We start from the raw sequence: 23,728 nt of genomic DNA on the forward strand, positions 1-23,728 counted from the left end.
GGAAGCGGCCGGATGGACCGCCACCGTCCAGACGCAGCCGGGACACTGCGCCCTGGTGCTCACCGCCCGCCAGGAGACCGGGGAAACCGTCCTGCGGTGCGTGTGGCGGCTCACCGCCCGGGGCTACCGCTGGGACGGCGCCACCCTTACCCGCTACGGCCAGCAGACCGCCGAGGGAATCGCATGGCGCGCCGTCGGCGACCTGGTGGCCGCCGAGGCCCCACCGCCCGCACCCAGCCGACCCGCCCGGACCTGTCCATGTCGGTGTACGGCAAGCGGGACGCGTCGCCCGTGACGGTTGAGGTCGTCTCGGCCGACATCGCCACCACCCCGGCAGGCGAAGTCCCCGTCATGCTGCGCCAGTGGATCAAAGGCACCATCCCCGTGACGCTGTACCCGTCACGGCACGTCGGGCGCGACTACTTCGGCGCTGACTGCCTGCTCTCCCCTGAGGGCGACAACGCCGCCCCGGGCGCTGAGCCGGTCCTGTCAGTGCTCCCCACTGGTTACCTCACGTCGAACGCCGCCTATCTCGAAGATCTCGCCGCGTACGCCGTGGCCGAGGGACGCACGCCCGAGGAGGGGGCAGCGTTCGGCCGGTGGGTGATCGCGTCGGAGATCCTGACATTCGGGCTGTATGACTCGGCGTACGAGCGCTGGGTGCGGTCGCTCACGTGCACCATGACCGCCCGAGAGGCGGTGCTCACGTGGTCGCGGATGCACGGTGCGGCACTGCGCCTTGATTGCGGATGCGGGCAGCGCCACGCAGGCCGGCCGTGGGACGGCGCCACGGTGTGGAACGACGAGGGGTGCCACTACCTCATCTCCACCGCCGTCCCGTTGGACCGGATCGCCGATCTGATCACCGCGCGCGGGTACAGGGTCACGGGCGAGTGGTCGCACGGCGATGTCGTCCGCCGGGTGACCGTCGAGCCGATCGCCGCTCAAGGGGCGGAGACAGCGCCGGTTGTGGCCGCAACAGCGGACGCCGTCCCGTCCGACCCGGGCACGGCCGAAGCCTGGGAGGCCGACGGCGGAGCCTGCCCCGGAGTCACACCGCCCCGCGGCCCCGAGCCCGGACCGACCGCCACCACCTCCCCGCAGGCGCCCGAGCCGACCGGTGACACTGCCCCGGAGGCTGACCAGCGCAGTGTGCCGATCGTGGTGGAGCGTCCGGCCGTATTGCCCGACGTCGTGTCGGACCCCGGCGGGGTGGCCGGATGGGAGACCGACGGGGGCGCGCTTGAGGTTCTGCCGGTGGTCTGCCACGGCAACGGGGGTGGGGTGTTTCCGGTGGCGTTCCGTGGCCCGTATGAGGGCACGGTGCGAGTGTCGCGGGCGTGGCTGACGGAGCGTGCACGCCGTGCGCTGACCGTGGCGCGTGAGCGGCTGACAGTGGCGGAGGAGCACGCGGAGACGTGCGCGGCGTGGCGGAGGGATGCGTACGACCTTCACCAGGAAGTACGCCGGTCGGCTGGTGTGCTGGGTGAGTGGGTGGTGGTGCATTACGAGACATCCGGCGGGTGGTCGCAGCGCGCCCGTGAGGCGTCGTGGGCGGCGGATACGCGGCGGATGGATGCGCGGGCTGCGATCCGGCGGTGTGAGCATGAGCTGTCCGGCCTGGAGGCGGAGGCGGCGGAACCGGAGCACCGGTCGGAGTCGGCGCGTGCGTTCCTCGCGCGTGCCGTGTCCGGGGATGTTCCGGCCGGTCGTGGGGCGTGGGTGTCCGCCGACGGCGGTACGGCGGTGATGTTCGAGCTTCCCGCAGACATCGACGTGAACCCGGACGTGAGGCACGGGGAACCGAACGAGCAGCGTCGGGCATTCGTTGACCTGTTGGCCGATGCCGTGGCCGCGCGGGATGAAGGCCGCGCGCTGATCGGCCGTGACCTCCCGTCGAAGAAGACGCACGGACGTACGGCCGGTGTCGAGAAGGGCCAGGCGTCCGCCTCGGTCAAGGGGCTGGACGTCAAGCCGTGGAAGGCTCCGCGGGTTCCGGCGGAGGGCTCGCCCCTGAATATCGAGATGCTCGCCACGTGGGCCACGGTGGAAGATCTTGTGGCGGAGAGTGAGGCGGCCCCCGGGGTGTGGCTGCCCATGGCTGCCATGTCGTTTGCGGAAACAGCCATGGCCAACGGTTGGACAGTGGCCATGCACCGCAGCACTGACGGGGGCATGGTGACCGTGCGCGTCGCTGGTGTCGCGGTTAAGAACGCTGAGCCGCTCGCCTATGAGTTGCTCGCCGTGTGGGACGGCGGGGTGTTCCGTGAGGACCGTTCGGCGGTGTGGGTTACCGGTCGGCGGGTGACAACCAAGCGCACCCCGTTGTGGTCGGCGCCAGTCCGGGTGGGCCGGTCGGGCAAGCACCAAGATCCCTCGATGCTGTCGACTGTGCAGCATGCAGCGGAGCCGGGCACGCTCGCACGGGTCGCGCTGGGCAGCTCGGCGCCTGCCCCCGAGGGTGTGAGCGACCCCGGCGGCATGGACGGGTGGGAGGGCGAGGGCGGAGCGCTCGCGCGGGGTGATGGCGGAGCGCTCCCCCCGCCGGCACCCCGTCACGAGGTGTCCGCGCGGGCGGCTGACGTAGTGTCCGACCCGTCCGGGGCGGACGTGTGGGAGGCAAAGGGCGGCACGGTGCCGGACGTCGACACCCCGCCCCCGTCGCGGCGGCTGTGGCGGTTATGCCGATCGACTGGGCGAAGCCTGCCGGGCGCGGTGACTGCGCGGCGGCAAACACGTGTGGCGGGTTCGGGGTGCTGCTGTGGGACGTGCCCGGCTGTGCTCCGCGCTGCGCCGAGTGCGCCGCACGGGTCATGGGGCACTCTCCGGCGGCACTGCGCGCGCTCACCCTGCCCGGGGACATCGTGGAAGCGGAGGAGAGTGCCGAGGCGGCGGACATCGTCATCCGGCACACCCACGAAGACGGCACCACCGTTGAGGGCTCCGCCAAGGGTGACGGGTGTGGGAAGCGTTGCGCCCGCTGGGCTGGACCTACCGGCGCACCCCGGGGATCTTCATCCGTGGCAGCCGCTACAAGGGCGCCGACCGGTGGAAGATCAACCGGGCTGCGGACGCGGTGCGCGCACTCGACCTGTCGTGCGCTGTGGTGATCGAAGAGGGCATGTCGTTCGCGGAGCGGGAGGCCGCCCGCGTGGATGCGGCCGAGGAGCGGACGGAGCGGTTCACGGACCGGGCCGGACGGGCAGCGACGTCGTCACAGTCGGCGCGGGATACCTCGGACCGGATCGGCGACCGGTTCTGGATGGGTCAGCCGATCCTGGCGGGCCACCATTCAGAGAAGCGCGCCCGCCGGGACCAGGAGCGCATGCACAACGCGATGCGCAAGAGCATCGCCGAGGGCGAGCGGGCCGGTTACTGGGCATCCCGTGCGGCGGCGGCGGACGCCTACGAGCGGTACCGGAAGAACCCGGGCGCACGCTGCGCCGCATCGAGAAGCTGGAGGCGGAGCGACGCGGCGTCCTGCGGGAGCGGGACGGCGTCGACGACAAGGGCCGTACGGCTGATGTGTGGCGACGCGGGCCGTCCGAGGCGCGCCGGGAGGAGCTGACGCGCCGTCTGGCCGAGTACGACGAAGAACTGACGTACTGGGCGGAGACCATCAAGGAGGCGGAGCGCCGAGGCTTCAAGGTGTGGGGTCGGGCCGACTTCATCAAGGGCGATTTCGTGCAGTGGCGGGGGTCCTGGTACGAGGTGACCCGGGTCAACGCCAAGACGGCGACCGTGCCGCACATCCACGCCGCGTATGACGGCGGCACCGTCGGCGCCGTCGGCGGCTGCCGCGTGGTCACCCGCGCGGCAACGGCTGAGACCCGGCACAAGGGCAGCACGTACACGCTCCCCTACAACGAGGTGAGCGGGCGCATGTCGGCCGAGCAGATGCGGGCCGCCCTGGCGGGCGAGGCGATCCCCGCCGACCCGCGCGACATCACCCCGGAGCCCACCCCGACACCGGGTTCATTGCCGCCGTCGCCGCCGACCTGACCGTCACCACGCCGACCCCCACCGCCTGACCACCCATGGCCGAGCGCCAGGGCGCCCGGCCGCCTCCCAGGAGTTCTCAGAGGAAGCACAGCTATGCGACTGAGCAAGCGCCGAGCGACCACCCTGAACCGACGCGCGCGGTTTCTGCACCAGCACCGGAAGCAGCGGGGCACGTTTCCGTGCCTGGAGACCGGCGGGACCCAGGTCTACGCCTACTGGAGCTGCGGTGAAGGCCTGGTGGTGTCCGTACATCTGGACACCGGCGAGGTTCCCGGCGACCTGATCAGCCCGGATGGAACGATCCCGATCCGGATCACGGTCAACGGTGAATGTGTCTTCAGCGCCGACTGATGCGGACGAAGCGTTGAACCCTTCCCCGCAAAGGCGTATTATTGATTTTACTGGTGAGCGGCAACTCACCCGCCACCAACCCAACTCGCAGCAGAAGGACAGGGCATGGACTACATCGACACCAAGCACGTGGCCGCCGAGCTCAAGAGCCGATTGCAGAAGGCGTTCCCCGGCGTGAAGTTCAACGTGCGCAAGGGCACCGGTACCGCCTCCGCATGGATCTCCGTCTACTGGACCGACGGCCCGTGCACGGCTGACGTCGAGGAGCACACCTGCCCCATGCAGGGCGCGCAGTTCAACGGCCAGGAGGACCGCTACGAGTCCACCGACAACACGGTCACCGTCACCGTCAAGGGCCGGAAGGTCACCGGTGAGCCGCTGGTCGACGGCATCAACACCCACCAGGAGATCTCCGACGACGCGCGGAAGGCCGCCGCCGCCCTGTGGTCCGACGCCCGTGACGGTAAAGACCCCGCCGTGCACTCAAACGGCGGCTTCCACGGTGCCATGGTCATCGACGGCCACAGCATCGCGGCCAACTACGCGCGGACGCAGGTACTACAGATCGCCACCGAAGTTGTCCTGCCCCAGCGCTGGGCCGCCGCCAAGAAGCAGGCCACCGCCCAGGCCGCCCGTCCGGCGACCGCCCATGAGGAGGGCGAAGAGGGCGCGGAAGGGCTCACGCTCCAGCACACCGCCGAGGACGGGACGACGGTCACCGGTACGCGTCTGGGCGACGGCTCCGCCGACGTGCTCAAGCGCCACGGCTTCAAGTGGCACCGCAAGAACCAGTACTGGTACGCCCCCGGCAGCCGTGACCAGCAGGCCGACACCGAGTTCATGGCCGCCGTCGCCGCCGACCTGCGCGCCGAGAACCTGACCGTAACCACGGCGCAGCCCGAGCCGATCCCCACCGCCTGAGCCACCCACCCGACCGGCCGGGCGCCCCAGGCGCCCGGCCCACCGAGCGGAGCCCCCATGCCCATGCACTCCCCCTCTCAGCTCACCGGCGATCACCCGCACCCGCGCCCCGCCGTCACCGACCCGGGCACCGTCGAGGCGTGGGAGACAGACGGCGGAGCCTGCGCCGGCGTCCAGACGCCCCGCGCCCCGCAGGCCGCCCCGACCGCCCCCCGCAGCGCCCGGCGGATGTTCATCGCCCGTTGCGCCGTAGGCGCGTCCGGGTACCGCACCGCCGACGGCATGGAGTTGACCGTTCACCGCGCCGAGGAGGACAGCGGCCCCGCTCTGTGCGGCGACACCCCGGCCTGGTGGGAGCCCGCAGACCTCGGACAGGCCATGCGCCGGGTGTCCTGCCACGACTGCACCGAACTGTGGATCGAGCGGGCAGGAATCGGGCCCCGCTGGCAGGTGGCCGACCGCATGCGGTGGCCGGTCTACCGGACCGAACGCAACCGGCACGGCTCGCTCGTGAGCCTGTTCGACGGCTACGTCACGCGCTGGGACCGCGTCATCGCCCACCGCCGGTGGTGCTTCTACCACTCCGCCACCACGGCCGGTGTCCGCCTCTCCGCCTATCCCCGCGACGGCGACGACCGCAAGGAGTGGTGGTTCCCCGCCACGCCGCAGCTCAGCACGTAACGCCGGGCGCACCGCCCCTCTCACCGCCGGTCCGGGCGACACCCCGGACCGACGCACACACCACCCCGAAAGGCGGCACGTCATGGCCGGAAAGCTCAGCAAGGAGCAGACCAAGCAGCACAACCGGGCGCGCGAACTGGTCGACATGGAACGGGACTTGACCGACGAGGAGCGGGAATTCGTCCTCGATCACTTCCACGAGTCCGCGAACATGGGCCGCACCCTGGACGGCGCGTTCTTCACACCGGCCGAGCTCGCCGGCGAACTCCACCACGTGATCCCGGGTGACCGCATCATCGACCTGTGCGCGGGCATCGGACGCCTGGCCTGGCACGCCCGCGACTACTGGAACCGGCGCTGGGAGCGTCTGCCGCCGCGCGAGATCGTGTGCGTGGAGAAGGACCCGGAGTATGTGCGGGTCGGACGGCGCGTCCTGCCGGAGGCGACGTGGATCTGTGCTGACGTGCTCGACGTCCCGGGCCTGATCCTCGGTCCCTTCGACTGTGCGATCAGCAACCCGCCATTCGGGCGGATCAAGCGCAGTTCCAACGCCCCCGGGTACCGGGGGCCGCTGTTCGAGTTCCACGTGATCGCGGTCGCCGAAACCCTGGCCCGGCGGGGGGCGTTCATCATTCCGAGAGAGTCCGCGCCGTTCCGCATCGAGACCGGATTCGTCTCGCAGGACTCCCCCGCGTACGAGCGCTTCCACCGCGAGACCGGGATCAAGCTCCGCCCCAACCCCGGCATCCCCACGGACCCTTTCCGCGACCAGTGGCGCGACGCCTCACCGGCCGTCGAAATCGTGGTGCACAACCGCGACGAGGACGAGTTGGAGGCCCAGGCGGAGCAGGCCGCACGCACGGAGCAGGAAGCCTTGACCAGCCGCCCCCGCAAGCCGAAGGCCGAGCGCACCGGCGCCGCACCCAGGCCTGCGCAGTCGGCCGGATTCGGCGACGGCGGAGGAGGCACCCTGTTCTGAAAAAAGGGATTGCCGCCTCCTGGGGGTGTATTATTGATTTTATAGATGAGCGGCAACTCGCCGGCCGCCGACCGACCCACCGAGAAGGCAGGGAACCGCACATGGGCGCCTACGGACACGACATCACCGCCGGAATGCTGGTCTTCGACCGGGAGGACTTCACCGCTTACCGGCCCGGCTCGGAGCCGGTCTGGCTGGTCGAGAAGGTGGCCGGACACGAGGAGCGCAGCCCGGGCGGCACCACCGTCTACAGCACGTACGCGCATGTCCGCAACGCCGAAGTGCACGGCAAGGACACCACCCCGGCGAACTCCGGATGGACCGGCACCAAGCCCGTGGGACGGCTGGTCGAGGCCGCCGCCGAGGACGACCACACCAAGCCGGGCACCTTCCGCATGGACCGCGCCATGGTGGCCTACCTGCGCGCGACCCGCTTCCGGGGGTGCGCCTCCGACGACTACACGACCGTGCGCGACCTGGTGAACGCCGCCCCCTACGACCGTCACGGGCTCCTGGTGGGCGCGCGCACGGTCACCCCGCACGGCCCGCGCTACGAACTCGGTGCCCTGTCGGTCTGCCTGGGGAACCTGCTCTGCGACCTGTCGGCAGGCCGCCTGACCGCCGCCGACCTGGAGGCGGGTGGCATCTCCGTGACGCTGCTCGACGCCACCCGCGCGGCTCTGCACGCCGCCGACTCGGCAGCCCGCGCCTGACCATCCCGCCGGGCGCCACCCACGGCGCCCGGCCCCCTACCGGATGAGCGGCAACTCATCCGGCACCACTCGACACAGGAGGACGCACGATGACCACGATCCGCCGGAACTGGACCAAGCGCGTGACGGACATCCGCACGGCTGCCCGCACCTGCCGCGCCTACGACTCCGACAGCGGCAACATGCTGCCCGTCGACCCGGCGCGCGCCTTCGAGGCGTGGGAGAGCACGCCGCGCGCCCGGCTCACCGAGGACACCCCCGGGCAGAAGTGGACGGTCCACGTTCACTCCAACCGGTTCTACGTCCTGACCGCCGAGAACCCCGCCGCCTCGGCGGACGACGTGCCGGCCGCCGAGGTTCCCGCGGCCTCCACCGCCGCCCCCACCACCGCGCCCGGCTCCCGGCACGCGCACCAGACCGCCGGACCGGCCAGCGCACCCCAGGACGACAGCGCGGCTCGCACGCTTGCGCGGCACGCGCGGGCATCCGGTGCGCCGGGCGGTCACGGCCTGCCCGGTCATCTGTCCGACCTGGCGGTCGATCTCGTGGGAAAGACCGTCCGCGTGAAGCTCGCCCAGGGCTACAGCCACGAGCAGATCCGGGACGAGTTCGAGCAGGAGCGGGCCGAGGCGCAGGCCGCCGGAAACACCGGGCGGGTTACGGCCCTCGGGACAGTGCTCGAAGTGCACGCGGCGATGGGGGCCGAGGAGGACACCGCCCAGTCGCCCATCGGCCCCGCCCCGGCCGACCACGGCCACAGCTCCCCGCAGGAGCAGCAGCCCACCCGGCACCGCCCCGACTCCCAGCGAGAAGGACGGGCGAGCGCCGACAGTGTGCTGTCCCACATCGACTCGGTTCTGCACGACGCCGCCGTCACCGACGACCACACCGTCAGCGACGACGCCATGCGGTCACTCCCCCTGGCCGACCCGGGCGAGATCATCCACGCCTACACCCGCGCCCAGGCCCTGGCAGACGAGGTCCTTGTCGCCGCCGACGCCGACTCGGCCCAGGAGGCTGGCTTCCGCGTCCCGGTCGCCCTCACCAGCGCCGTATGGGAGGGCTGCGTGGCCTGGAACGAGGGCGACAGCGAGCGGCAGGTACCACAGGACGAACGGGGCCGCCTGTGGGACGTGTTGACCATGTGCCGCGCGGCGATCCGGCGCAGCGGCGGGTGCGAGGGGCAGGTCACCGTCGACCTGCGGCGAGTGCCACGCGACGGCCGCACCCGGCAGGCCCGCCCGGTCCAGCTCGTCTGCGCGATCGGGCCCGGCGACCACGGCGAGCCCGTGATCACCATCATGCAGCCCGACGAGGACTGACCCTCACCGCCCAGGGGGCGGGCACCTTCCGCCCCCTGGGCCTGGCCGACCACGCGGCCGCAGTCCCCCGGATGAGCGGCAACTCATCTGGCACCGACCCGTCGAGAGGGCGAACCATCATGCCGTCCATCACTTGCCAACTCGCCGCCGAAGCCGCGCCGTTGATGCCCGGCGACGGCTGGAGTGCCCGCCCGTCCGCCGCCTCCGGCAAGGAGGGTGCCGTTCTGGAACACCCCGACGGGCGGCGCATCGAGATCAGTCCCGCACGGCGTGAGGGGTATGTCCGGGCGAGGGTCGCCTACCCGGACACGTCGTATCACCTGACTCCCCGGCACCGCCCCAGTACGGAGATGCGCGCCGACCGGGGCGGCAGGGCGCTGGAACAGGCCGTCCGTACCAAGCTGCTGCCGGTCTACGACGAGACCTACCCGAAGGTGCTCGCGGCCAACGAGGAGTCACACAGGCACTCCGAGGCCCGGGCCGCCGTGGCGGATCGCCTCGTGGGACTGGTCCCGGGAGCAGAGGTCATCCGGTCCGACCCGTCCCGGATCGTCGAGTACCGCAAGCGCGGGACCATCGAGCGTGTGACCGCGCAGGTTCTCGGCGACGGCCTCAACCTCGTCACCTTCCGCTACGTCGGCGACGAGGCGACCGAGGCCGTCATGAAGGCCTACGGCGAGGTGATCCGGAGCACCGCACCGGCCCCGGACGGCCGTTCCCGCGATGCCGACGAAGCCGCGCGATGAGCACGCCGACCGGCCGCCACCGCTGCCCCTACCGGCCGGGGGCACCGTCCTGGTACGTCCGCGCCACCCATCGCGCCCTGCCCCCGAGCCGCTTCCCCGCCTTCAAGCGCCAGCAGCTCACCGGCGAGCAGACGGCCGTGTCCGTCGGCCACTCCGGCGAGGACGGCACCGCCCACGTGACGCTGCTCATCGGCCGCCATCTCGGCAAGCCGCCGAGGCCCGGAGCGGCCCGCGACACCTGGCTACGGGTGTGCGCCGACATCGGCGCCCACCTCCAGAAAGCCGGGTTCGCCACCGTACCCACGAAGGGCGGCGTACGGGCCACCCCGCCCCGGCCTGAGCCGGTCACCGTCCACCTGGAGCACGGCGACGTGTTCCGTGACGGGCTCGACGCCTTGGGCCGCTACCGCATCTGGTGCCCCGAGCACCCCCATCTGACCGGCCGCCTGCAGACCGCTCACGGCATGGGACCGCAGGTGTTCACCTACGTCTACGCGACGGACAGGGCCCGCCACCCGATCTGGCCGACGGGCTTCCACACGCTGCGCGCCGCCGCCGAAGCGTGGGCCGCCCACATGGGCCTGCCGCCCGTGACGGTGACCGAGATCTGACCGCCCCCACGCACCCGCGCCCGTCCGAAGGAGACCCCCGTGTCCGACCGTTCCGCGCGCTCCAGCTCTACGTCTACGCCATGCCCGCCGAGGACCAGGCCGCCGTGCAGCTCGGCATCGACGACAACTGCCTTGAGCCGTACGACGACTCCAGCAGCGGCATCGTGCTCGGGATGTGCTACCTGACCGAGGAAGTCCCGGTCGGCTCCGCGTACGACCTTGCCGTGCACCTGCTCACGAAGGCTCCCGGTACGGCGTTCGAGCTGTGGCAGGACCCCGTATTCGAGCACGCCGGCCGCTACGTGGCGCGCCTTCCCGGGATCGGCACCTACGAGGGCGTGTGCGACTCCTACGGCTCCCCGCTCGTGAAGCTGACCGAGGTGCTCGACGCCCTGACCATGGTGCCGGACAGTGCCTCGGTCCTCCCGGCGGACCACGTCGCGCTCCATGCGCCGTTCTTCACCGCGCTGCGGCGCGTCCAGACAGCGCGGCAGCCGTGACCAGCATGGTTGCCCGATATCCCCCAGGAAAAAGGGAGTTGCCCCTTGACCGAAAAGGCGTATAATTGATTTCACGAGCAAGCGGCAACTTGCTCAACACCAACCGACCGCACGAGGAGCAATCCGTGAGCGACACTGCAACAACCACACCGATGCAGCGGGTCACCCTGCAGCTCGGCCAGATCCGAGTCAACGAGAACAACGTCCGCCAGGACCTCAACCTGGACGAGAAATTCCTCAAGTCCGTCGCCGCCAACGGCGTGAAGGTCCCCGTCGTGGTCCTCCCGCTCGGCGAAGACACCTACGAGCTGAAGATGGGCCACCGGCGCTACTTCGCCGCCCGGGCCACCAAGGAGACCGAGGCGGAGCAGGACGCGATCGAGGTCCCCGCGTACGTGCTCGACCCCTCCCTGCGCGAGGCGGGGGAGGACTTCATCGACCAGCTCATCGAGAACGACGACGGCTACCGCCGGGGCCTGACCGAGCTGGAGCAGGCCGACGCCCTGTTCGGCGCGGTCGGTGCGGGCATGAAGCAGGCGAGGGTCGTCCAGCTCACCGGCCGCTCCCGCAAGGACGTGTCCCAGGCGGTGAAGACCGCCAAGTCGGTCGGCGAGCGGACCCGTTCGGCACTCGCCGAAGCCGGTACGTACGACCTCGACCTCGAAGTCCTCGGTGTACTGGGCGAGTTCGACGACGACGGCGACGCCGTAAATCGGCTGTTGGACGCCTACGCCAAGGGCCGCTTCGAGTTCCAGGTGCAGTGGGAGCGCGACGACCGCGAAGAGCGGCGCGCCCGTGAGCAGGTCCGCCCGCAGCTGAAGGCCGCCGGTGTGCGCCTGGCCGAGGACGGCGACACGCTTCCGTCGACCGCCGAGCCGCTCCGCGAGTTTGACGGCCCGGACGGTGAGCCCATGAGCGCCGAGGCGCACGCCGAGTGCCCCGGCCACGTGGCGACTTGGGCCGAGAACCCGCGCGAGCCCGGCGAGGTGGACTACTTCTGCACCGACCCTGACCGCTTCGGCCACTACCCGCCCCAGGAGGACGCCTCCGAGACAGACGGCGACCGGGCCGAGGAGCAGCCGCAGGCGCCGGGTGAGGCCAAGCCGTCGGAGCCGTCGCGTGAGTACATCAAGGCGGGCAACAAGGCCTACCGAGCCGCCGAGGGGGCCCGGCAGGGGTGGCTGAAGGACCTGATCGGCCGCAAGACCGCGCCGAAGCCGCTCGCCGCGTTCATCACCGAGCAGCTCCATTCCTGCCCCAAGCCGGTGGCTCAGTGGGTGGGCGACGCGGGCCGCCGGGACCTGATCAAGGAACTGACCGGCTACGACAAGCCCGCCGAGCGCGCCAAGTCGGCGACCCCGGCCAAGCTCACCCTGCTCAACTTCGCGGTGCTGGCTGCGACGTTCGAGAAGCGCATGGGCGAGGTCCGCACGTGGCGCACCGACAGCACCGCCCGGTCCGCCGTCTACGAGCTGCGGGAAATGCGCGCCGACGCCTGCACGTGGCTGTCGTTCCTCGCCGAGATCGGCTACCCGCTCTCCAGCGTCGAACAGGCCATCGTCGACGACGAGCCCTACCAGGAGGGCGAGCCGGACGCGGCCGACACCACCGGCCAGGCCGACGAGGACACCGAGGACGACCCGGACGACGTGAGCGCCGAGGACTCCGAGGACGCGTCCTGACCTGCTGCCCGGGCCGGACGTGACAGGTCCGGCCCGGGCCCCTCTTCCCTCTCTGCGCGCGTCCGCCCGGAAGGCCTCGCCATGCTCCGCTCCGAACTCCGCCTCAACGCCTCTTTGTTCGTCGCCCAGGCCGCCGTCAGCAACCACACCGGCCTGATCGGCCGGGCCGGACTCGCCATGCCGGCCGCGCCGTTCGGCTCCCCCGCCTGGCAGCTGCCCGCGCTGGTCTCCTACCTTCACCGCCTCCACCGGGACGAGGAGGACCCCTCCCCCGAACTGTGGCGCGCGCACACCGAACGCCAGACCGGCCCCGTCCCCCGGCCGCACATCCGCTACCACGGTGACGGCCTACACGATGCGGACGCGGTGTGCGTGCTCGACATCCAGCTCGGCCCGCGCGACGAGGACACCGGCTGGCCCGCCGCCGACCTCGCCGTCATCGAGCAGGAGGAAGGCTCCTGCCCCTTCGGACGGGTCACCCGCCGCCACGGCGTCGAGGCGATCGCCGCGTACGCCGCCCAGGAGCTGACCGCCGAGCACGCCCGACTGATGGACCACGCCCGCCAGCACCAGGACTCCTCCTTCGTGCGCCTCGCCGGACTGGCCCAGCGCGCGACCGAGTGGGCCGACAAGGTCCGCGCCGCCGCGCACGCCGATGCCGTCCACGTCCAGGCCGACCGCGCCCGGTCCCGCATCACCCGCTGACCGCCCCGCACACCTGCGCCGACTGCCACCGTTGGAGGCCTGCGCCATGTACGAGTTCGAGCCCGCCTCTGCGACCTACGCGATCTCCGACACCATCGTCGAACACCACCTGCGCGGCCGGGACCGCACCCGCGTGGACCTGCCCGGCGGCTACCGACTGACCCTGCGCAACCGCCAGCTGCACGGCAAGCTTGAGGCCGCCCTGGCCGCGCCGTCGCCCACCGGCCCCGCCCGGATCTGCACTGCCCGCATCAGCGCCCACACCCCGACGCCCGTCACCTCCCGCATTCTCGACACGGTCACCCGCTACGCCCCGGCCCTGCCCGACGCCCGCGACGCCCGCCCGCCCCTGGAGGCCGTTGCCCGCCTGCTCACCACCGGCGCCCCTTTCCAACGGCCCGGCGAGCCGGGGCTGTTCGTCCGGTTCGGGCATGCGGAAGCCTGGCTGGAAGGCCGGCGGCTCAGCGTCACCCTGGGCAGCCCCGGCAGCGGACTCAGCCTGGTCCTGGGCGGTCCATGGGACGCGCCGTCCACCGCCCGCCTCACCGCCGCCGTCCTGCGCGAGCTGACCGAGGCCGAGCAGCTCGCCGGTCAGGTCGCCTCCCTGCTGCAGCCCGGACCGTGGCAGGTCCTGTCCGACCAGTGGCACCCCGCCGCCGCCCTCGTCCTGCCCGCAACCCGCCGCCTGGCCCCGGAAGACCCGCTCGGCCGCCGCATCTCCCGGGCGCTGCGCGAGGTCCAGCACAACCTCAGCGCGGCACAGCCGGAATGGGACTTCCAGGGACTGATCTCCGCCGAGGGCTCGGCCGTGGCCCTGCGCGTCACCCAGCGCGAGCGCGCTGTCCCCCGCATGGTCCGCAAGGTGGTGAGCGACGGCGCGCACGGCCCGGACGAACTGGGCAACACCCGCACGACGTTCCTCCCCGCCGACCTGCCCCCGCTCCCCAACCTCGCCCCGGCCCTGCCTCCCCACGAAGTCCCGTCCCTGGACCTCCATGTCGCCCCGCAGAACGAGCGCTACACATACGGCGTGAAGCTGGACCTCGGCGACTGGGCGTACGCCCTGGAACCCCGAGCCGTCTTCTACGGGCCCGGCTGGTATCCCTTCCACGAGCACGTGACGCGCCGGGAGAAGGACCCCACCGCCCCGCTCAACGACCGCGAAGTGCCCACCGGACGCACCGTTCCCGCCCGGGTGCAGCTCTCCCCCGACGTCGAGCACCGCGCCTGGGGCAACGAGTACGTACAGCTCACCCCCGTCGACCACCGGGTCGAGGCGCGGCTGCACCTGTACGCCGGCCAGGAGCGGGCTGGCACCCTGGTGCGCACCGTCATGCTGGAGATCGATCTGCGGGCACAGCGGGTGATGCTCCCCGCCCAGACTCCCGCAGCCCTGCGCCACCAGGCCGCCACGAAGGGCCGTCGAATCCTCGATCTGCTGCTGAGTGCGCGCCGCGAGCGCGCCCAGGGGGCGAGGGAGCCGCGGGCCGTCCTCGGTCCCTGGGACCGCGGCGACCCACCCGGCGCGGACGCCTGACGAGCGCCGCCACCGCGCAAGCGGTACCCGCGTCGCTCGCCGTTTCGCCTCACCGCCGGTCCGGAGCGGCAACCCCGGACCGGCCCCACTCACCAACTCGAAGGACTCACCCGTGAATGCCGTCCTCTCCGCCCCGGCCCGCCCGATGCCGGCATCGCCGGGGTACGAGCCGTATCCCGAGACGTGCACCTGCACGCCCGCCGTCCGCTACGCCTGCGGCCACTGCTACCACGAACAGTGCCTGGACTGCGGGTTCTGCACGATGGGCAGCTGTGTCTGCCGCTGCGAGTACGGACTCGGCTTCCACCCGGGTGACTCGCCGCCCGAGGGACCGATGTTCTGGCTCGGCGGACACCACGCCAAGTCGCTGTCCACCTGGGGCGTGCCGATGTGCGTCTCGCGCTCCGCCCTGACCGGTCGTGCCACGCTGCCGCGCGCCGCCGAGGCCTGGGTGTACGACTCGGGCGCCTTCTCCGAACTCGACAACCACGGCGGCTGGACGATCGGCCCGCACGCCTACGTCCGCGAGTTGCGCCAGGTCCGCGACGGGATCGGCCGCCTGGTCTGGGCCGGTCCGCAGGACTGGATGTGCGAACCCGACATGATCGCCAAAACCGGTCTGTCCGTGCGCGAGCACATCGACCGCACCGTGGGCAACTTCGTCGACCTGATGGCCGAGGACCCCGGCGTCGACATCATCCCGACCGTCCAGGGCTGGCGGCCGGCCGACTACGAAGCCTGCCTGGACCTGTACGACAAGCGCGGCGTACGGCTGGCGGACTACCCGCTGGTCGGGGTCGGCTCCGTGTGCCGCCGCAAGTCGATCAAGGACGTCTCGGCCGTCCTCGCCACGGTGGCCACCGCCGGGCTCCGCCTGCACGGCTTCGGGCTGAAAACCCAGGCACTCGAAACGTGCGCCGAGTACCTGGCCTCCGCCGACTCCCTGGCGTGGTCGCGCGACGCCCGCTGGAACGCCCCACTTCCCCAGTGCGAGGGCAAGCACAAGAGCTGCTCCAACTGCGTGCACTGGGCGATGCGCTGGCGCGAACGCGTCCTGGACGTGCTGCACGCCCCCCGTCAGCTGATGCTCCCCACCACGACCTGACCCACCGCCGGCCGTGCCGGTCCCGGGGCGGCAACCCCGGGACCGGCCTTCCTTCACCAACTCACCGACCCGAGGGAACACCCTGATGTCTGCCTACGAGCAACCCCCGCTCGATCTCGGCGCCGTCTGCCAGCGGTGGAAGCACCGTCGGCACAGCTGGAGGCCGACCAGCGAGGGCGGGTTCGACCCCGCCCGCTACCGCGTCCGCGAGATGCCGAACGAACTGGTCCACACGGCGAAGGCCTTCGTGCGCGCCCACCACTACAGCGGCTCGTGGCCCGCCGTGCGCTTCGCCTACGGCCTCATCGACACCGCCGCGCCCCCGGAGAACAGCCTGGTGGGGGTGCTCACCCTGGGCATCCCGACCCAAGTCGCCGTGCTCACTTCGGTGTTCGGCCGGCTCACCCCGTACGAGGAGAGCTTGGAGTTGAACCGGCTGGTGCTGCTCGACGAGATCCCGGCGAACGCGGAGACGTGGGCGCAGGCGTGCGCCTTCCGCCTGGCGGCCGCCCGCGGAGTCCGCGGGATCATCGCGCACAGCGACCCCGAGCCCAGGACGCGCCTCACCGCCCACGGCCCCGAGCTGATCTTTCCCGGTCACTACGGGACGATCTACCAGGCCAAGGGGATGGACTACCTGGGCAAGACGCGCCCGCGGCGCCTGACCATGCTGCCCAACGGCTCGGTCCTTCACGACCGCGCGATGTCCAAGGTCCGCAACGGCGAGCGCGGCCGCGACGGAGTCGAGCGGCGTCTGGTCGCCCTCGGCGCTCGCCCCCGTGACGAGGGCGAGCCCGGCCGGGGGTGGCTGGAGGAGGCCCTGCAGGCCGTCGGCGCCAGGGTCGTACCTCACGGGGGCAACCACAAGTACGCCGCCTGCATCGGGCCGCGCACCGGCCGCCGGCTCACCGCCACCTCCTACCCGTACCCGAAGGCCGACCAAGGGGGTGCGGCCGCATGAGCGCCGTATCCCGCACCGGCGGCGAGGATGTCGAGCTGGTCATCAACTGGGGCCTGGGCGTCGACTCGACCGCGTACTTGGTGAAGGTGCTGGAGGACCCGTCCGCCCACGGAGTCGATCTGGCCCGCACCATGGTGCTGCACGAGCTCACCGGGGACGAGTGGCCGGCCACCCGCGCCCACGCCGCTCAGTACGTGCTGCCGCTCCTGCGCGAGCACCGGGTCCGGCTCGTTCAAGTCGCCCGGGCCAGCCGCTCGTTGGAGATCGCGGTCATGGACGACTCCCGCCAGCCCGAACGGATCATCGAGCGCGGGCCCTGGGCATTGTGGGACGAGTACGAGACAGGCGGCACCGTTCCCCAGCAGGGCGGCATTCGGCTCTGCAGCTTGCATGCCAAGGGCGAGGTCGGCGACGCGCTGATCGCCCAGGAGATCGGCGACCGGCCGTTCCGGCAAGTGATGGGGTTCAACGCCGACGAGGTCAGCCGCAGCCGCCGGGACGAGGTCGCAAGCAAGAACCCGCTGCGCCAGGGCGTGTACCCCTTGATCGAATGGGGGTGGGGGCGCGAGCGGTGCGAAGCGTTCCTTTACGAGCGGTTCGGGGTGCGGTGGGAGAAGAGCTACTGCAGCTTCTGTTGTTTTCCGGTGTCGATGGGGGCCATGGACGCGCACCTGGACCGGATGCGTGCCCATCCGGACATCGCCGGACGGGTGCTGCGCCTTGAGTACACCTCGGTCAGTCTCAACCCCAAGGCGAAGCTGTTCGGCCGGCGCAGTCTGCTGGAGCAGTTCGACCCCGGCCGGGCCGCCGACCGGCCCGTGCTCGCCGCGTTCGAGGAGGAGCTCACCTGCCCGTGGGCGCTGTACCACGTGCGGCGGATCCTGCCCGTCGCGAAGGCGGACCCGACCCGGCGCGGGCGGGCGATGCGCTCGGTGGAACAGGTCGACGTTGGCCGGGCATCCGCTCTCGGCCGGAAACTGCAGAGCGTCTCGGAACGGCACGGGATCCCGGTCGAGGTCGACGAGCGCTACGGGCGGGTGCGTGCGTGGGTCCAACGGCGCGGGCCGGCGCTTCCGACCGTGGAGGAGCTGATGGTCACCGCCCCGTTCCAGGTCCGGGACAAGAAGGTGCCGCACTTCGAACGGAAGTGGGCCGCGCACCGCCGCAGCCGGTCGTGACGTGTTCTGCGGGCCGGCGAGATTGACAGCCACCCATCAAGAGCGTCATATTGATTACGTGACACCTGCGGCAAAAGCGGTGGGCGGCGGAAGGCACCCCCTCGCGAGGGTGTCGGCCCAGGGCGGCAACCCCGACCGAACGTCCCGCCGACCACCTTCACCAACTCGACTCGCCCACCGGCGCGTGAGCGCCGAAGGACCAAGAGGAGCAGGCCCTCAGTATAGGGCCGCGATCCGAACCGGAGAGTGCAATGTCCAAGGCCCTGAACCCGCAGCGTCGCGTCGTCGGCGACCGTTCCGTGGTCAACCGCGACTGGATCCGCGAGTTCTCCGGCGCCAGCGTCGGCACCGCGGCCCGCTGGTACAAGGTGCGCCTCGAGCAGCCCAAGGAGCACCGTCACCCGGAGAAGGAGCGCATCGAGGGAGCCGACTTCTACGACGAGCGGCAGTTCCGCGACTTCTACACCTGGTTCCAGCAGGAGAAGGCGAACAAGGTCCTCAAGGCCGCCCCCGAGCTGCACCAGGCCGCCCCGGAGGGCGTCGTCTCCATCAACACGGCCGCCAAGTGGCTTGGCTTCAACGGAGCCTCGGCAATCCGCAAGTACCTGAAAGACAACCCCGAGTACTTCCCGAAGCCTCTCGCTGAGCCGGTCGAGGGCCCGACCGGCCGCATGATTCCCGGCTTCCTTGTCGGCGACCTGCAGGACTTCGACCGCAGGCGCACCGGGGACAAGCTCGGCAAGGCCGGCCGCCGTCCCGGGCCCCAGGCCGACGCGGCCGTCGGCCGGCCCTCCGCCCTCGAGGAGGCCCTCGCGGCCGAGCTGAGCGCCCACACAGGCGGTGAGCCGCTCACCGCCACGCAGCTCGCCGAGCAGTACGCCGCCGAGGCGATCAACCGTGACGGCTACCACCCGGGGCTGGCCGCGGAGCTCAGCGTGCAGCACGGCGGGCCGCAGAGATCCTGGGAGTACGTCGTACGCACCGCCCTCGAGCACCGCCCCGCGGTCACGCCAGCCCGCTCGGAAGCCGACCGGCGGGCGGCCGTCGCCCTGGCCGCCCTGCGCGAGCGCGGCGACATCCGGGGACTCGCCGCCTCCCTCGCCCGCGAGCACGGAGGCAGCCCCGACGTCTGGTCGCGCGCGGTGAACGCGGCACGCGGGATCGCCGACCCCACCACCTGAACGCTCCCACCAGCCGGAGGATCCCCCATGCCCAGCTATCAGCTCCGCGACACCGCCACCCGCCGGCTCCTCGCCAGCGGCCTGGCCGACTACGCCGCGGCCGAGGCCGCGGCGGACCGCCTCGACGACGAACTGGAACGCGACCTCGCGGCCAACGGCGAAGGCGCCGGGCGCATCCGGCTGCGCCTCGACGTCGAGAAGGTCACCGCCGGCAGCACCGAGGCCGTCGGACACCACGTGCTCCTCCTGGGCGTCAACGACCTGGCCGACCCCCTGCCCGCGCTGTAGCCGACAGCGCTTGCCCACGAACCGCGATACGACGATCGAACACCGGGTGCCTCGCTCCCACACGCTGCGCCGCGCTGCCTCCCGGCTCAGGCGGGCTCCCGACGGCCGCCGTCAGGACGATCGCCGAACACGGACGCAGGCTGGGCAGATAGCCTGCGGTCACATCTCGTCGGGGAGCATCAAGGTCATGACGGGCTCGCCCGAATCGCCGGGCTCCGTGATGGCGATGAGCCGGTCGGCGCCAGTGGGCTCCTGCCCGGAGGGCAATTCCCCGGCTGGCACAACGAAACAGATCTCGTCCGCGGGCGAGGCTTCGACAGCCCTTGCCACGGCGGACAGCACCGTCCTCAGCCGCCCAGCCTCGCCACCATCGTTACCTGCCACGAATTCCTGCCGCGCGCCTGCAGTGATGATCAGCGGCATCTCGATGCCAGCGGCCGAGGCGGCCGCGGGCGGGACCTCGATGAAGGTGCCGTCCTCGAAGGCCTCTGCCCGCGTGTAGGAGAAAACCTCGGGCCCGTATTCATCATCCATGTCACATGCCCCGATCCATCAACTCTCGCCTGTCCAGCGTCCTGTTGAGCTTGCCGTCCTTGCCCCACGACCGCTGTCCCTCGTTCGAGTGACTACACCGTGCCCGGTCACAACCACAGGGCCTCAGAGGTCTCGCGGTCCCACATACACGCCGATCGGTTGTCCCGGCAACCAGCCGGATCACGGGCTCGCGGCCGCGGCGCGGGCGGGGCTGTGACCTGCGCAGCCTTCCCCAAAAAGAGGTTGCACCATCCCCGGAAAGGTGTATAATTGATTTCACATTCCAGGCGGCAAATTGGAACGGTCACCAGCGACTCAGGAGCAGCCGTGATCACATTGCCTCTTACCCCCGAACAGCGCACCGTTTACTGGACAGTGACTGTCCACGACACGTACGGGTCCGCGCACCAGTCGACCGGCCTGCACGCATCGGCCGTTCGCCAGCAGTGCGACTTCTGGACTGCGAAGCCGTCGACAGCCCGCATGGAACTGACCGAGCACACACTCGTTCAGGCCCGCACGATCACCACCTTCGAGGACCTGCCGGGCGAGGGCGAAGCAACGCCGCTGCTGGATCTCCCGGCCGACGCACACCAGGTGAAGCGGTTCTTCAGGTTCACCCGCGCTCGTGATGACGGTTCCCTGACCGGCTTCGGCCCGGCCGTTCTGCGCACCGGCGACGACGTCCGCCGCTTCTACAAATGGACCGTCAGCACCCAGGACCGCGCCCAGGCCGTCCACGTCGACGTCTCCACCCTCCGGGTCCTCACGCTCACTCACCTCACCCGGGGGATCCAGCTCGCCGACCTGCCCGACGACTTCACCGGCTCGCTCATGGGCCAGCTGGAAACGGAAGGCCTGTGCTGGGTCCCCGTCCACGGGCACACCGGGACGTGCCTGCGCGTCCGCTTGGCCGACGGCTCGGAGATCACCATCAGCCCTGCGGCCGCCGACGGGCGCGAGGCCGGCTCCCAGCACGCGGTCGGCGCACTCGGCGGCTGGCTCGCCGTGTGGGGCGACGCCAGCGACGCCGTCGCCGAGGTCTACCGCTCCCGCCCGGGCCTGACGCGTGCCGCGAACACCGCGGCTCTGGCGGACTCGGTACTCAAGTGCGCCCGCAAGCACGGCGGTGGGCCCATCCTCCGGGACAAACCCCGGCAGCCCCACGCCTGAGGCGCCAGTTCGGTCCTCCCCCTGTCGGCCGGGCGCGGCAACGCCCGGCCGACAGGCCACCAACTCAGCTCGCAAGGAGACGTCCTCATGAGCCGCGACCTGCAGCTCGGTCTGTTCCCCACCGAACCGGTAGCCGACCCCCTGCCGGACCTCGTCCCGGACGAGGTCGACATCTACATCCTCAATCTCTCCGGCGGGAAGGACGGCCCCCGCGCCGCCGCCCTGGCTCTGGACGCCGCGCGCGCCGCCGGCGTCGAAGACCGGGTCTACACCATCCACGCCAGTCTCGGTCCCTTGGAGTGGCCCGCTGTCACCGTCGACGGCGTCCGCTACCCCGGCAGCAGCGAACTGGCGGCCCTCCACAGCCGGGCCCTGGGGGTGCCTCCCGAGCGGCACATCGAGGTCCGCCGGAGTCGTGACCTGGAGGGCGAGCGCGTCCCCTACGACCTGCTGACCTACATCGCCGAGCGCGGTGACTGGCCGTGGAAGGGGGTGCTCCCCTGCCGGAGCGACTGGAAGACCGGCCTCATCTACGGCGCTTTCAGCTCCATGGTCCGGGCCCGCAAGAGGGAGCTCGGCCGTCCGGTGGTCTGCGCGAACGTCCTGGGGATCAGGGCGGACGAGAGCCCGGACCGCAAGAAGCGGCCCGCGCTCCGGACAACGACGGACAATACGGCCCGTGTCGTGCACGAGTGGTCCCCCGCCCACCAGGTGACCACCCAGGAGGTCAAGGACTGGACGGACGAGCAGGGTCTTCCTCACCAGTGGTGCTACGACTCCCACCCCGGGGCGGGAGATTGGAAGGGATCCAGCCGCTGCTCCTGCTCGCTGTGCGTCCTCGCCAACCGGCGGGACCTGCTGCTCGCCGTGCAGCGCCGGCCGCGGCTGGCGGAGCTGTACGCCCTCGTCGAGCGGGTGCGGGGGGTCCCCTTCAACCCCAACACGAGCATGGCCGAGTTGATCGAACGGGCCGCCCGCCCCGGAGCACCTGATCCGGGGGTGGTCACCGAGGACGAAGGACCCGAGTTCGACGCTCTGGAGAGCGCCGTCCAGGCCGCGCTGAAGAAGCCTGCCAAGCGGGCCCGCTACGTCCGCCCCGTACCCGCGGGAGATGCCCTGCCCGGCTGCTGCAACGGCTGCGCGGCCGGCGGTGCCGCCGGGCCGGACCAGGAGGTGTGACGTGTACACCTCTGGTCACTTGTTCAACGGTGGCTGCGGCGACGTGCGCGGCTTCGCCAACGCCGGATTCGACCCGCGGTTCGGCGCGAACCACGACGCGGCGAGCGTGGCGACAGCGCGCCTGAACTGGTCCAACATCTACGTGCGCGAAGCCGCGATTCAAACGATCGACATGCGCACCCTGCCCTCCGTCGACGTCCTGGTCGGCTCGCCGATCTGCTGGGAATCCGCCCCCTCGGGCGGCAACAGCCAGGTCCGTGTTCAGGTCGAGCTCAGCGCCGACTCGGCCAACAACGATGATTCCGCCAGGTGGGAACAGACCCGCATCACCGCCTGGGAACCCGTCCGCTACGCCGAGGTCCACAAGCCGCTCGTCTACGCCGGCGAGAACGTGCCACCCTTCGCCACCGGGAACCGGCCGTTGTACAACGCCTGGTTGCACGTGTGGGACGCCCTCGGTTACTACCCGGAGTTCGCGTCCGTCAACTCCGCGCACATCAGCGTCGAGACTCCCGACAGCGTCCTCGGCCCGCTCCCGCAGTTCCGCGACCGGCTCGTGTGGGTGATGGTCCGCAAGGACATCGGCAAAGTGCCCGACCTACGCCCCCGCCCCCGTGCCGTCTGCCCGAACTGCGGGCCGGTCAAGGGAGTCCAGTACTGGCCGGGCCACACGAGCGGCCGGGGACGCCGCATCGGTTCGTACCTGCGCAGAATGCCGAAGAGCGGTATCTCCAAGGCGAAGGCGTCGTACTACTACGTGTGCCCCACCGAGCGCTGCCACCAGCGCGTCGAGCCGGTGACCTGCGGCATCGGCAGCATCATCGACAAGGACGTGCGCGGGCACCGGTTCGGTGATGGCCGCCAGGACCGCAACGAGGCGTACGGGAAGGCCACCCGGGCCCGGGTCACGGCCGGCATCAGGATGTACGGCATCAAGCCGTTCATCGTCACCCTGCGAAACCACTGCAGTGCGTCCCCGCTCGGCGACCCGATCGGCACGGTCACCGCCCAGGGCGGCGCCCACCACTACCTCGTACGCCCCACCGAGAGTCTCCTCGTCGACGACTGCGAGTACCGGCCGCTGACAGTCGAAGAGAACGCCAGCGCGCAGGGTTTCCCCGAGCGCCACCGCTTCGCTGGGAAACCTTCCGAGGTCAAGTCCCAGGTCGGCAACGCCGTCCCCGTCACCGTCGCCACCTGGGCCGCCCAGGAAACCATGAAGATCCTGCCGCCATGATGGCAAGACCGTCCAGGTGAGCCTGCCTCGTACGCGGTGGGAACGAAACTGCGGCGGCCCGGAGTTCAGCTGCAGAACGGAACGATCACAGGGGAGGCTCGGCCCGGCGCCGGGCCACTCCGCTCGTTCGGCAGTTGTCTGG

At 71.2% G+C, this 23,728-nt stretch carries 24 protein-coding genes; 23 read left to right on the top strand and 1 reads right to left on the bottom strand.

Annotation, left to right across the window (positions count from 1 at the left end):
* From QA861_RS46350 to QA861_RS46445, 20 genes are all read left to right on the top strand, one after another.
* Positions 1-295: hypothetical protein (locus tag QA861_RS46350; RefSeq protein ID WP_334595187.1), on the top strand; the 295-nt coding region annotated here is incomplete at its 5' end.
* Positions 296-2,959: 2,664 nt separating this feature from the next.
* A complete protein-coding gene (locus QA861_RS46355) occupies positions 2,960-3,568 on the top strand; it encodes a DUF3560 domain-containing protein (RefSeq protein ID WP_334595188.1) in 609 nt (202 codons plus the stop codon).
* Positions 3,526-4,002, top strand: coding sequence for a hypothetical protein (locus QA861_RS46360; protein ID WP_334595189.1), 477 nt, complete (start codon positions 3,526-3,528; stop codon positions 4,000-4,002). Before QA861_RS46355 ends, QA861_RS46360 begins: the two co-directional genes overlap by 43 nt.
* Before the next feature lie 93 nt (positions 4,003-4,095).
* Positions 4,096-4,353, top strand: coding sequence for a hypothetical protein (locus QA861_RS46365; RefSeq protein WP_334595190.1), 258 nt, complete (start codon positions 4,096-4,098; stop codon positions 4,351-4,353).
* Between the two features lie 105 nt (positions 4,354-4,458).
* Complete coding sequence (locus tag QA861_RS46370; protein ID WP_334595191.1) at positions 4,459-5,274, top strand: LPD29 domain-containing protein; 816 nt, start codon at positions 4,459-4,461, stop codon at positions 5,272-5,274.
* Positions 5,275-5,337: 63 nt separating this feature from the next.
* Positions 5,338-5,955, top strand: coding sequence for a hypothetical protein (locus QA861_RS46375; RefSeq protein ID WP_334595192.1), 618 nt, complete (start codon positions 5,338-5,340; stop codon positions 5,953-5,955).
* Positions 5,956-6,037: 82 nt separating this feature from the next.
* Entirely contained in the window at positions 6,038-6,934 is an 897-nt protein-coding gene (locus QA861_RS46380) for a class I SAM-dependent methyltransferase (protein WP_334595193.1), read from the top strand.
* 101 nt (positions 6,935-7,035) lie between these two features.
* The gene (locus tag QA861_RS46385; protein WP_334595194.1) at positions 7,036-7,647 is read left to right on the top strand and encodes a hypothetical protein; all 612 of its coding nucleotides are present in this window, start codon (positions 7,036-7,038) and stop codon (positions 7,645-7,647) included.
* 89 nt (positions 7,648-7,736) lie between these two features.
* Positions 7,737-8,969 carry a DUF6573 family protein gene (locus QA861_RS46390; protein ID WP_334595195.1) on the top strand — a complete coding sequence of 411 codons (1,233 nt, stop codon included), beginning with the start codon at positions 7,737-7,739 and terminating at the stop codon, positions 8,967-8,969.
* A gap of 119 nt (positions 8,970-9,088) precedes the next feature.
* Entirely contained in the window at positions 9,089-9,715 is a 627-nt protein-coding gene (locus QA861_RS46395; RefSeq protein WP_334595196.1) for a hypothetical protein, read from the top strand.
* Positions 9,712-10,326: a hypothetical protein gene (locus QA861_RS46400; RefSeq protein WP_334595197.1), complete on the top strand. Its 615-nt coding sequence runs from the start codon at positions 9,712-9,714 to the stop codon at positions 10,324-10,326. Before QA861_RS46395 ends, QA861_RS46400 begins: the two co-directional genes overlap by 4 nt.
* An 80-nt stretch (positions 10,327-10,406) precedes the next feature.
* Positions 10,407-10,826, top strand: a complete 420-nt coding sequence (locus QA861_RS46405) for a hypothetical protein (protein ID WP_334595198.1) — start codon at positions 10,407-10,409, stop codon at positions 10,824-10,826.
* A 125-nt stretch (positions 10,827-10,951) separates the two neighbouring features.
* Positions 10,952-12,508, top strand: a complete 1,557-nt coding sequence (locus QA861_RS46410; RefSeq protein ID WP_334595199.1) for a ParB/RepB/Spo0J family partition protein — start codon at positions 10,952-10,954, stop codon at positions 12,506-12,508.
* Between the two features lie 81 nt (positions 12,509-12,589).
* On the top strand, positions 12,590-13,213 hold the full coding sequence (locus QA861_RS46415; RefSeq protein ID WP_334595200.1) for a hypothetical protein: 624 nt from the start codon (positions 12,590-12,592) through the stop codon (positions 13,211-13,213).
* A 46-nt stretch (positions 13,214-13,259) separates the two neighbouring features.
* Entirely contained in the window at positions 13,260-14,750 is a 1,491-nt protein-coding gene (locus QA861_RS46420) for a hypothetical protein (protein ID WP_334595201.1), read from the top strand.
* 112 nt (positions 14,751-14,862) lie between these two features.
* Positions 14,863-15,855, top strand: a complete 993-nt coding sequence (locus tag QA861_RS46425) for a deazapurine DNA modification protein DpdA family protein (protein WP_334595202.1) — start codon at positions 14,863-14,865, stop codon at positions 15,853-15,855.
* 85 nt (positions 15,856-15,940) lie between these two features.
* A complete protein-coding gene (locus QA861_RS46430; protein ID WP_334595203.1) occupies positions 15,941-16,816 on the top strand; it encodes a Mom family adenine methylcarbamoylation protein in 876 nt (291 codons plus the stop codon).
* Positions 16,813-17,994, top strand: a complete 1,182-nt coding sequence (locus tag QA861_RS46435; protein ID WP_334595204.1) for a hypothetical protein — start codon at positions 16,813-16,815, stop codon at positions 17,992-17,994. Before QA861_RS46430 ends, QA861_RS46435 begins: the two co-directional genes overlap by 4 nt.
* A gap of 251 nt (positions 17,995-18,245) precedes the next feature.
* Complete coding sequence (locus tag QA861_RS46440; RefSeq protein ID WP_334595205.1) at positions 18,246-19,175, top strand: hypothetical protein; 930 nt, start codon at positions 18,246-18,248, stop codon at positions 19,173-19,175.
* A gap of 27 nt (positions 19,176-19,202) precedes the next feature.
* Positions 19,203-19,463 carry a hypothetical protein gene (locus QA861_RS46445; protein WP_334595206.1) on the top strand — a complete coding sequence of 87 codons (261 nt, stop codon included), beginning with the start codon at positions 19,203-19,205 and terminating at the stop codon, positions 19,461-19,463.
* Between the two features lie 159 nt (positions 19,464-19,622).
* Here QA861_RS46445 and QA861_RS46450 read toward each other — a convergent pair whose 3' ends face one another.
* Positions 19,623-19,997 carry a DUF6573 family protein gene (locus QA861_RS46450; protein ID WP_334595207.1) on the bottom strand — a complete coding sequence of 125 codons (375 nt, stop codon included), beginning with the start codon at positions 19,995-19,997 and terminating at the stop codon, positions 19,623-19,625.
* A gap of 327 nt (positions 19,998-20,324) precedes the next feature.
* Here QA861_RS46450 and QA861_RS46455 point away from each other — a divergent pair, with 327 nt between their 5' ends.
* The 3 genes from QA861_RS46455 to QA861_RS46465 all read left to right on the top strand — a co-directional run bounded on the left by QA861_RS46455 (position 20,325) and on the right by QA861_RS46465 (position 23,586).
* Positions 20,325-21,170: a hypothetical protein gene (locus QA861_RS46455; RefSeq protein WP_334595208.1), complete on the top strand. Its 846-nt coding sequence runs from the start codon at positions 20,325-20,327 to the stop codon at positions 21,168-21,170.
* Positions 21,171-21,257: 87 nt separating this feature from the next.
* Entirely contained in the window at positions 21,258-22,349 is a 1,092-nt protein-coding gene (locus QA861_RS46460) for an adenine nucleotide alpha hydrolase family protein (RefSeq protein WP_334595209.1), read from the top strand.
* Between the two features lies 1 nt (position 22,350).
* The gene (locus QA861_RS46465) at positions 22,351-23,586 is read left to right on the top strand and encodes a DNA cytosine methyltransferase (protein WP_334595210.1); all 1,236 of its coding nucleotides are present in this window, start codon (positions 22,351-22,353) and stop codon (positions 23,584-23,586) included.
* Positions 23,587-23,728 lie beyond the last annotated feature (142 nt).

This window comes from Streptomyces sp. B21-083 (genome assembly GCF_036898825.1).
Lineage (GTDB): Bacteria > Actinomycetota > Actinomycetes > Streptomycetales > Streptomycetaceae > Streptomyces.

What these genes read in the sequence shown, in the direction of transcription:
- QA861_RS46365 (WP_334595190.1), top strand. Translation starts at nt 4,096, where the DNA reads ATGCGACTGAGCAAGCGCCGAGCGACCACCCTGAACCGACGCGCGCGG.
- QA861_RS46370 (WP_334595191.1), top strand. Translation starts at nt 4,459, where the DNA reads ATGGACTACATCGACACCAAGCACGTGGCCGCCGAGCTCAAGAGCCGA.
- QA861_RS46375 (WP_334595192.1), top strand. Translation starts at nt 5,338, where the DNA reads ATGCACTCCCCCTCTCAGCTCACCGGCGATCACCCGCACCCGCGCCCC.
- QA861_RS46380 (WP_334595193.1), top strand. Translation starts at nt 6,038, where the DNA reads ATGGCCGGAAAGCTCAGCAAGGAGCAGACCAAGCAGCACAACCGGGCG.
- QA861_RS46385 (WP_334595194.1), top strand. Translation starts at nt 7,036, where the DNA reads ATGGGCGCCTACGGACACGACATCACCGCCGGAATGCTGGTCTTCGAC.
- QA861_RS46390 (WP_334595195.1), top strand. Translation starts at nt 7,737, where the DNA reads ATGACCACGATCCGCCGGAACTGGACCAAGCGCGTGACGGACATCCGC.
- QA861_RS46395 (WP_334595196.1), top strand. Translation starts at nt 9,089, where the DNA reads ATGCCGTCCATCACTTGCCAACTCGCCGCCGAAGCCGCGCCGTTGATG.
- QA861_RS46400 (WP_334595197.1), top strand. Translation starts at nt 9,712, where the DNA reads ATGAGCACGCCGACCGGCCGCCACCGCTGCCCCTACCGGCCGGGGGCA.
- QA861_RS46405 (WP_334595198.1), top strand. Translation starts at nt 10,407, where the DNA reads ATGCCCGCCGAGGACCAGGCCGCCGTGCAGCTCGGCATCGACGACAAC.
- QA861_RS46415 (WP_334595200.1), top strand. Translation starts at nt 12,590, where the DNA reads ATGCTCCGCTCCGAACTCCGCCTCAACGCCTCTTTGTTCGTCGCCCAG.
- QA861_RS46420 (WP_334595201.1), top strand. Translation starts at nt 13,260, where the DNA reads ATGTACGAGTTCGAGCCCGCCTCTGCGACCTACGCGATCTCCGACACC.
- QA861_RS46430 (WP_334595203.1), top strand. Translation starts at nt 15,941, where the DNA reads ATGTCTGCCTACGAGCAACCCCCGCTCGATCTCGGCGCCGTCTGCCAG.
- QA861_RS46435 (WP_334595204.1), top strand. Translation starts at nt 16,813, where the DNA reads ATGAGCGCCGTATCCCGCACCGGCGGCGAGGATGTCGAGCTGGTCATC.
- QA861_RS46440 (WP_334595205.1), top strand. Translation starts at nt 18,246, where the DNA reads ATGTCCAAGGCCCTGAACCCGCAGCGTCGCGTCGTCGGCGACCGTTCC.
- QA861_RS46445 (WP_334595206.1), top strand. Translation starts at nt 19,203, where the DNA reads ATGCCCAGCTATCAGCTCCGCGACACCGCCACCCGCCGGCTCCTCGCC.
- QA861_RS46450 (WP_334595207.1), bottom strand. Translation starts at nt 19,997, where the DNA reads ATGGATGATGAATACGGGCCCGAGGTTTTCTCCTACACGCGGGCAGAG.
- QA861_RS46460 (WP_334595209.1), top strand. Translation starts at nt 21,258, where the DNA reads ATGAGCCGCGACCTGCAGCTCGGTCTGTTCCCCACCGAACCGGTAGCC.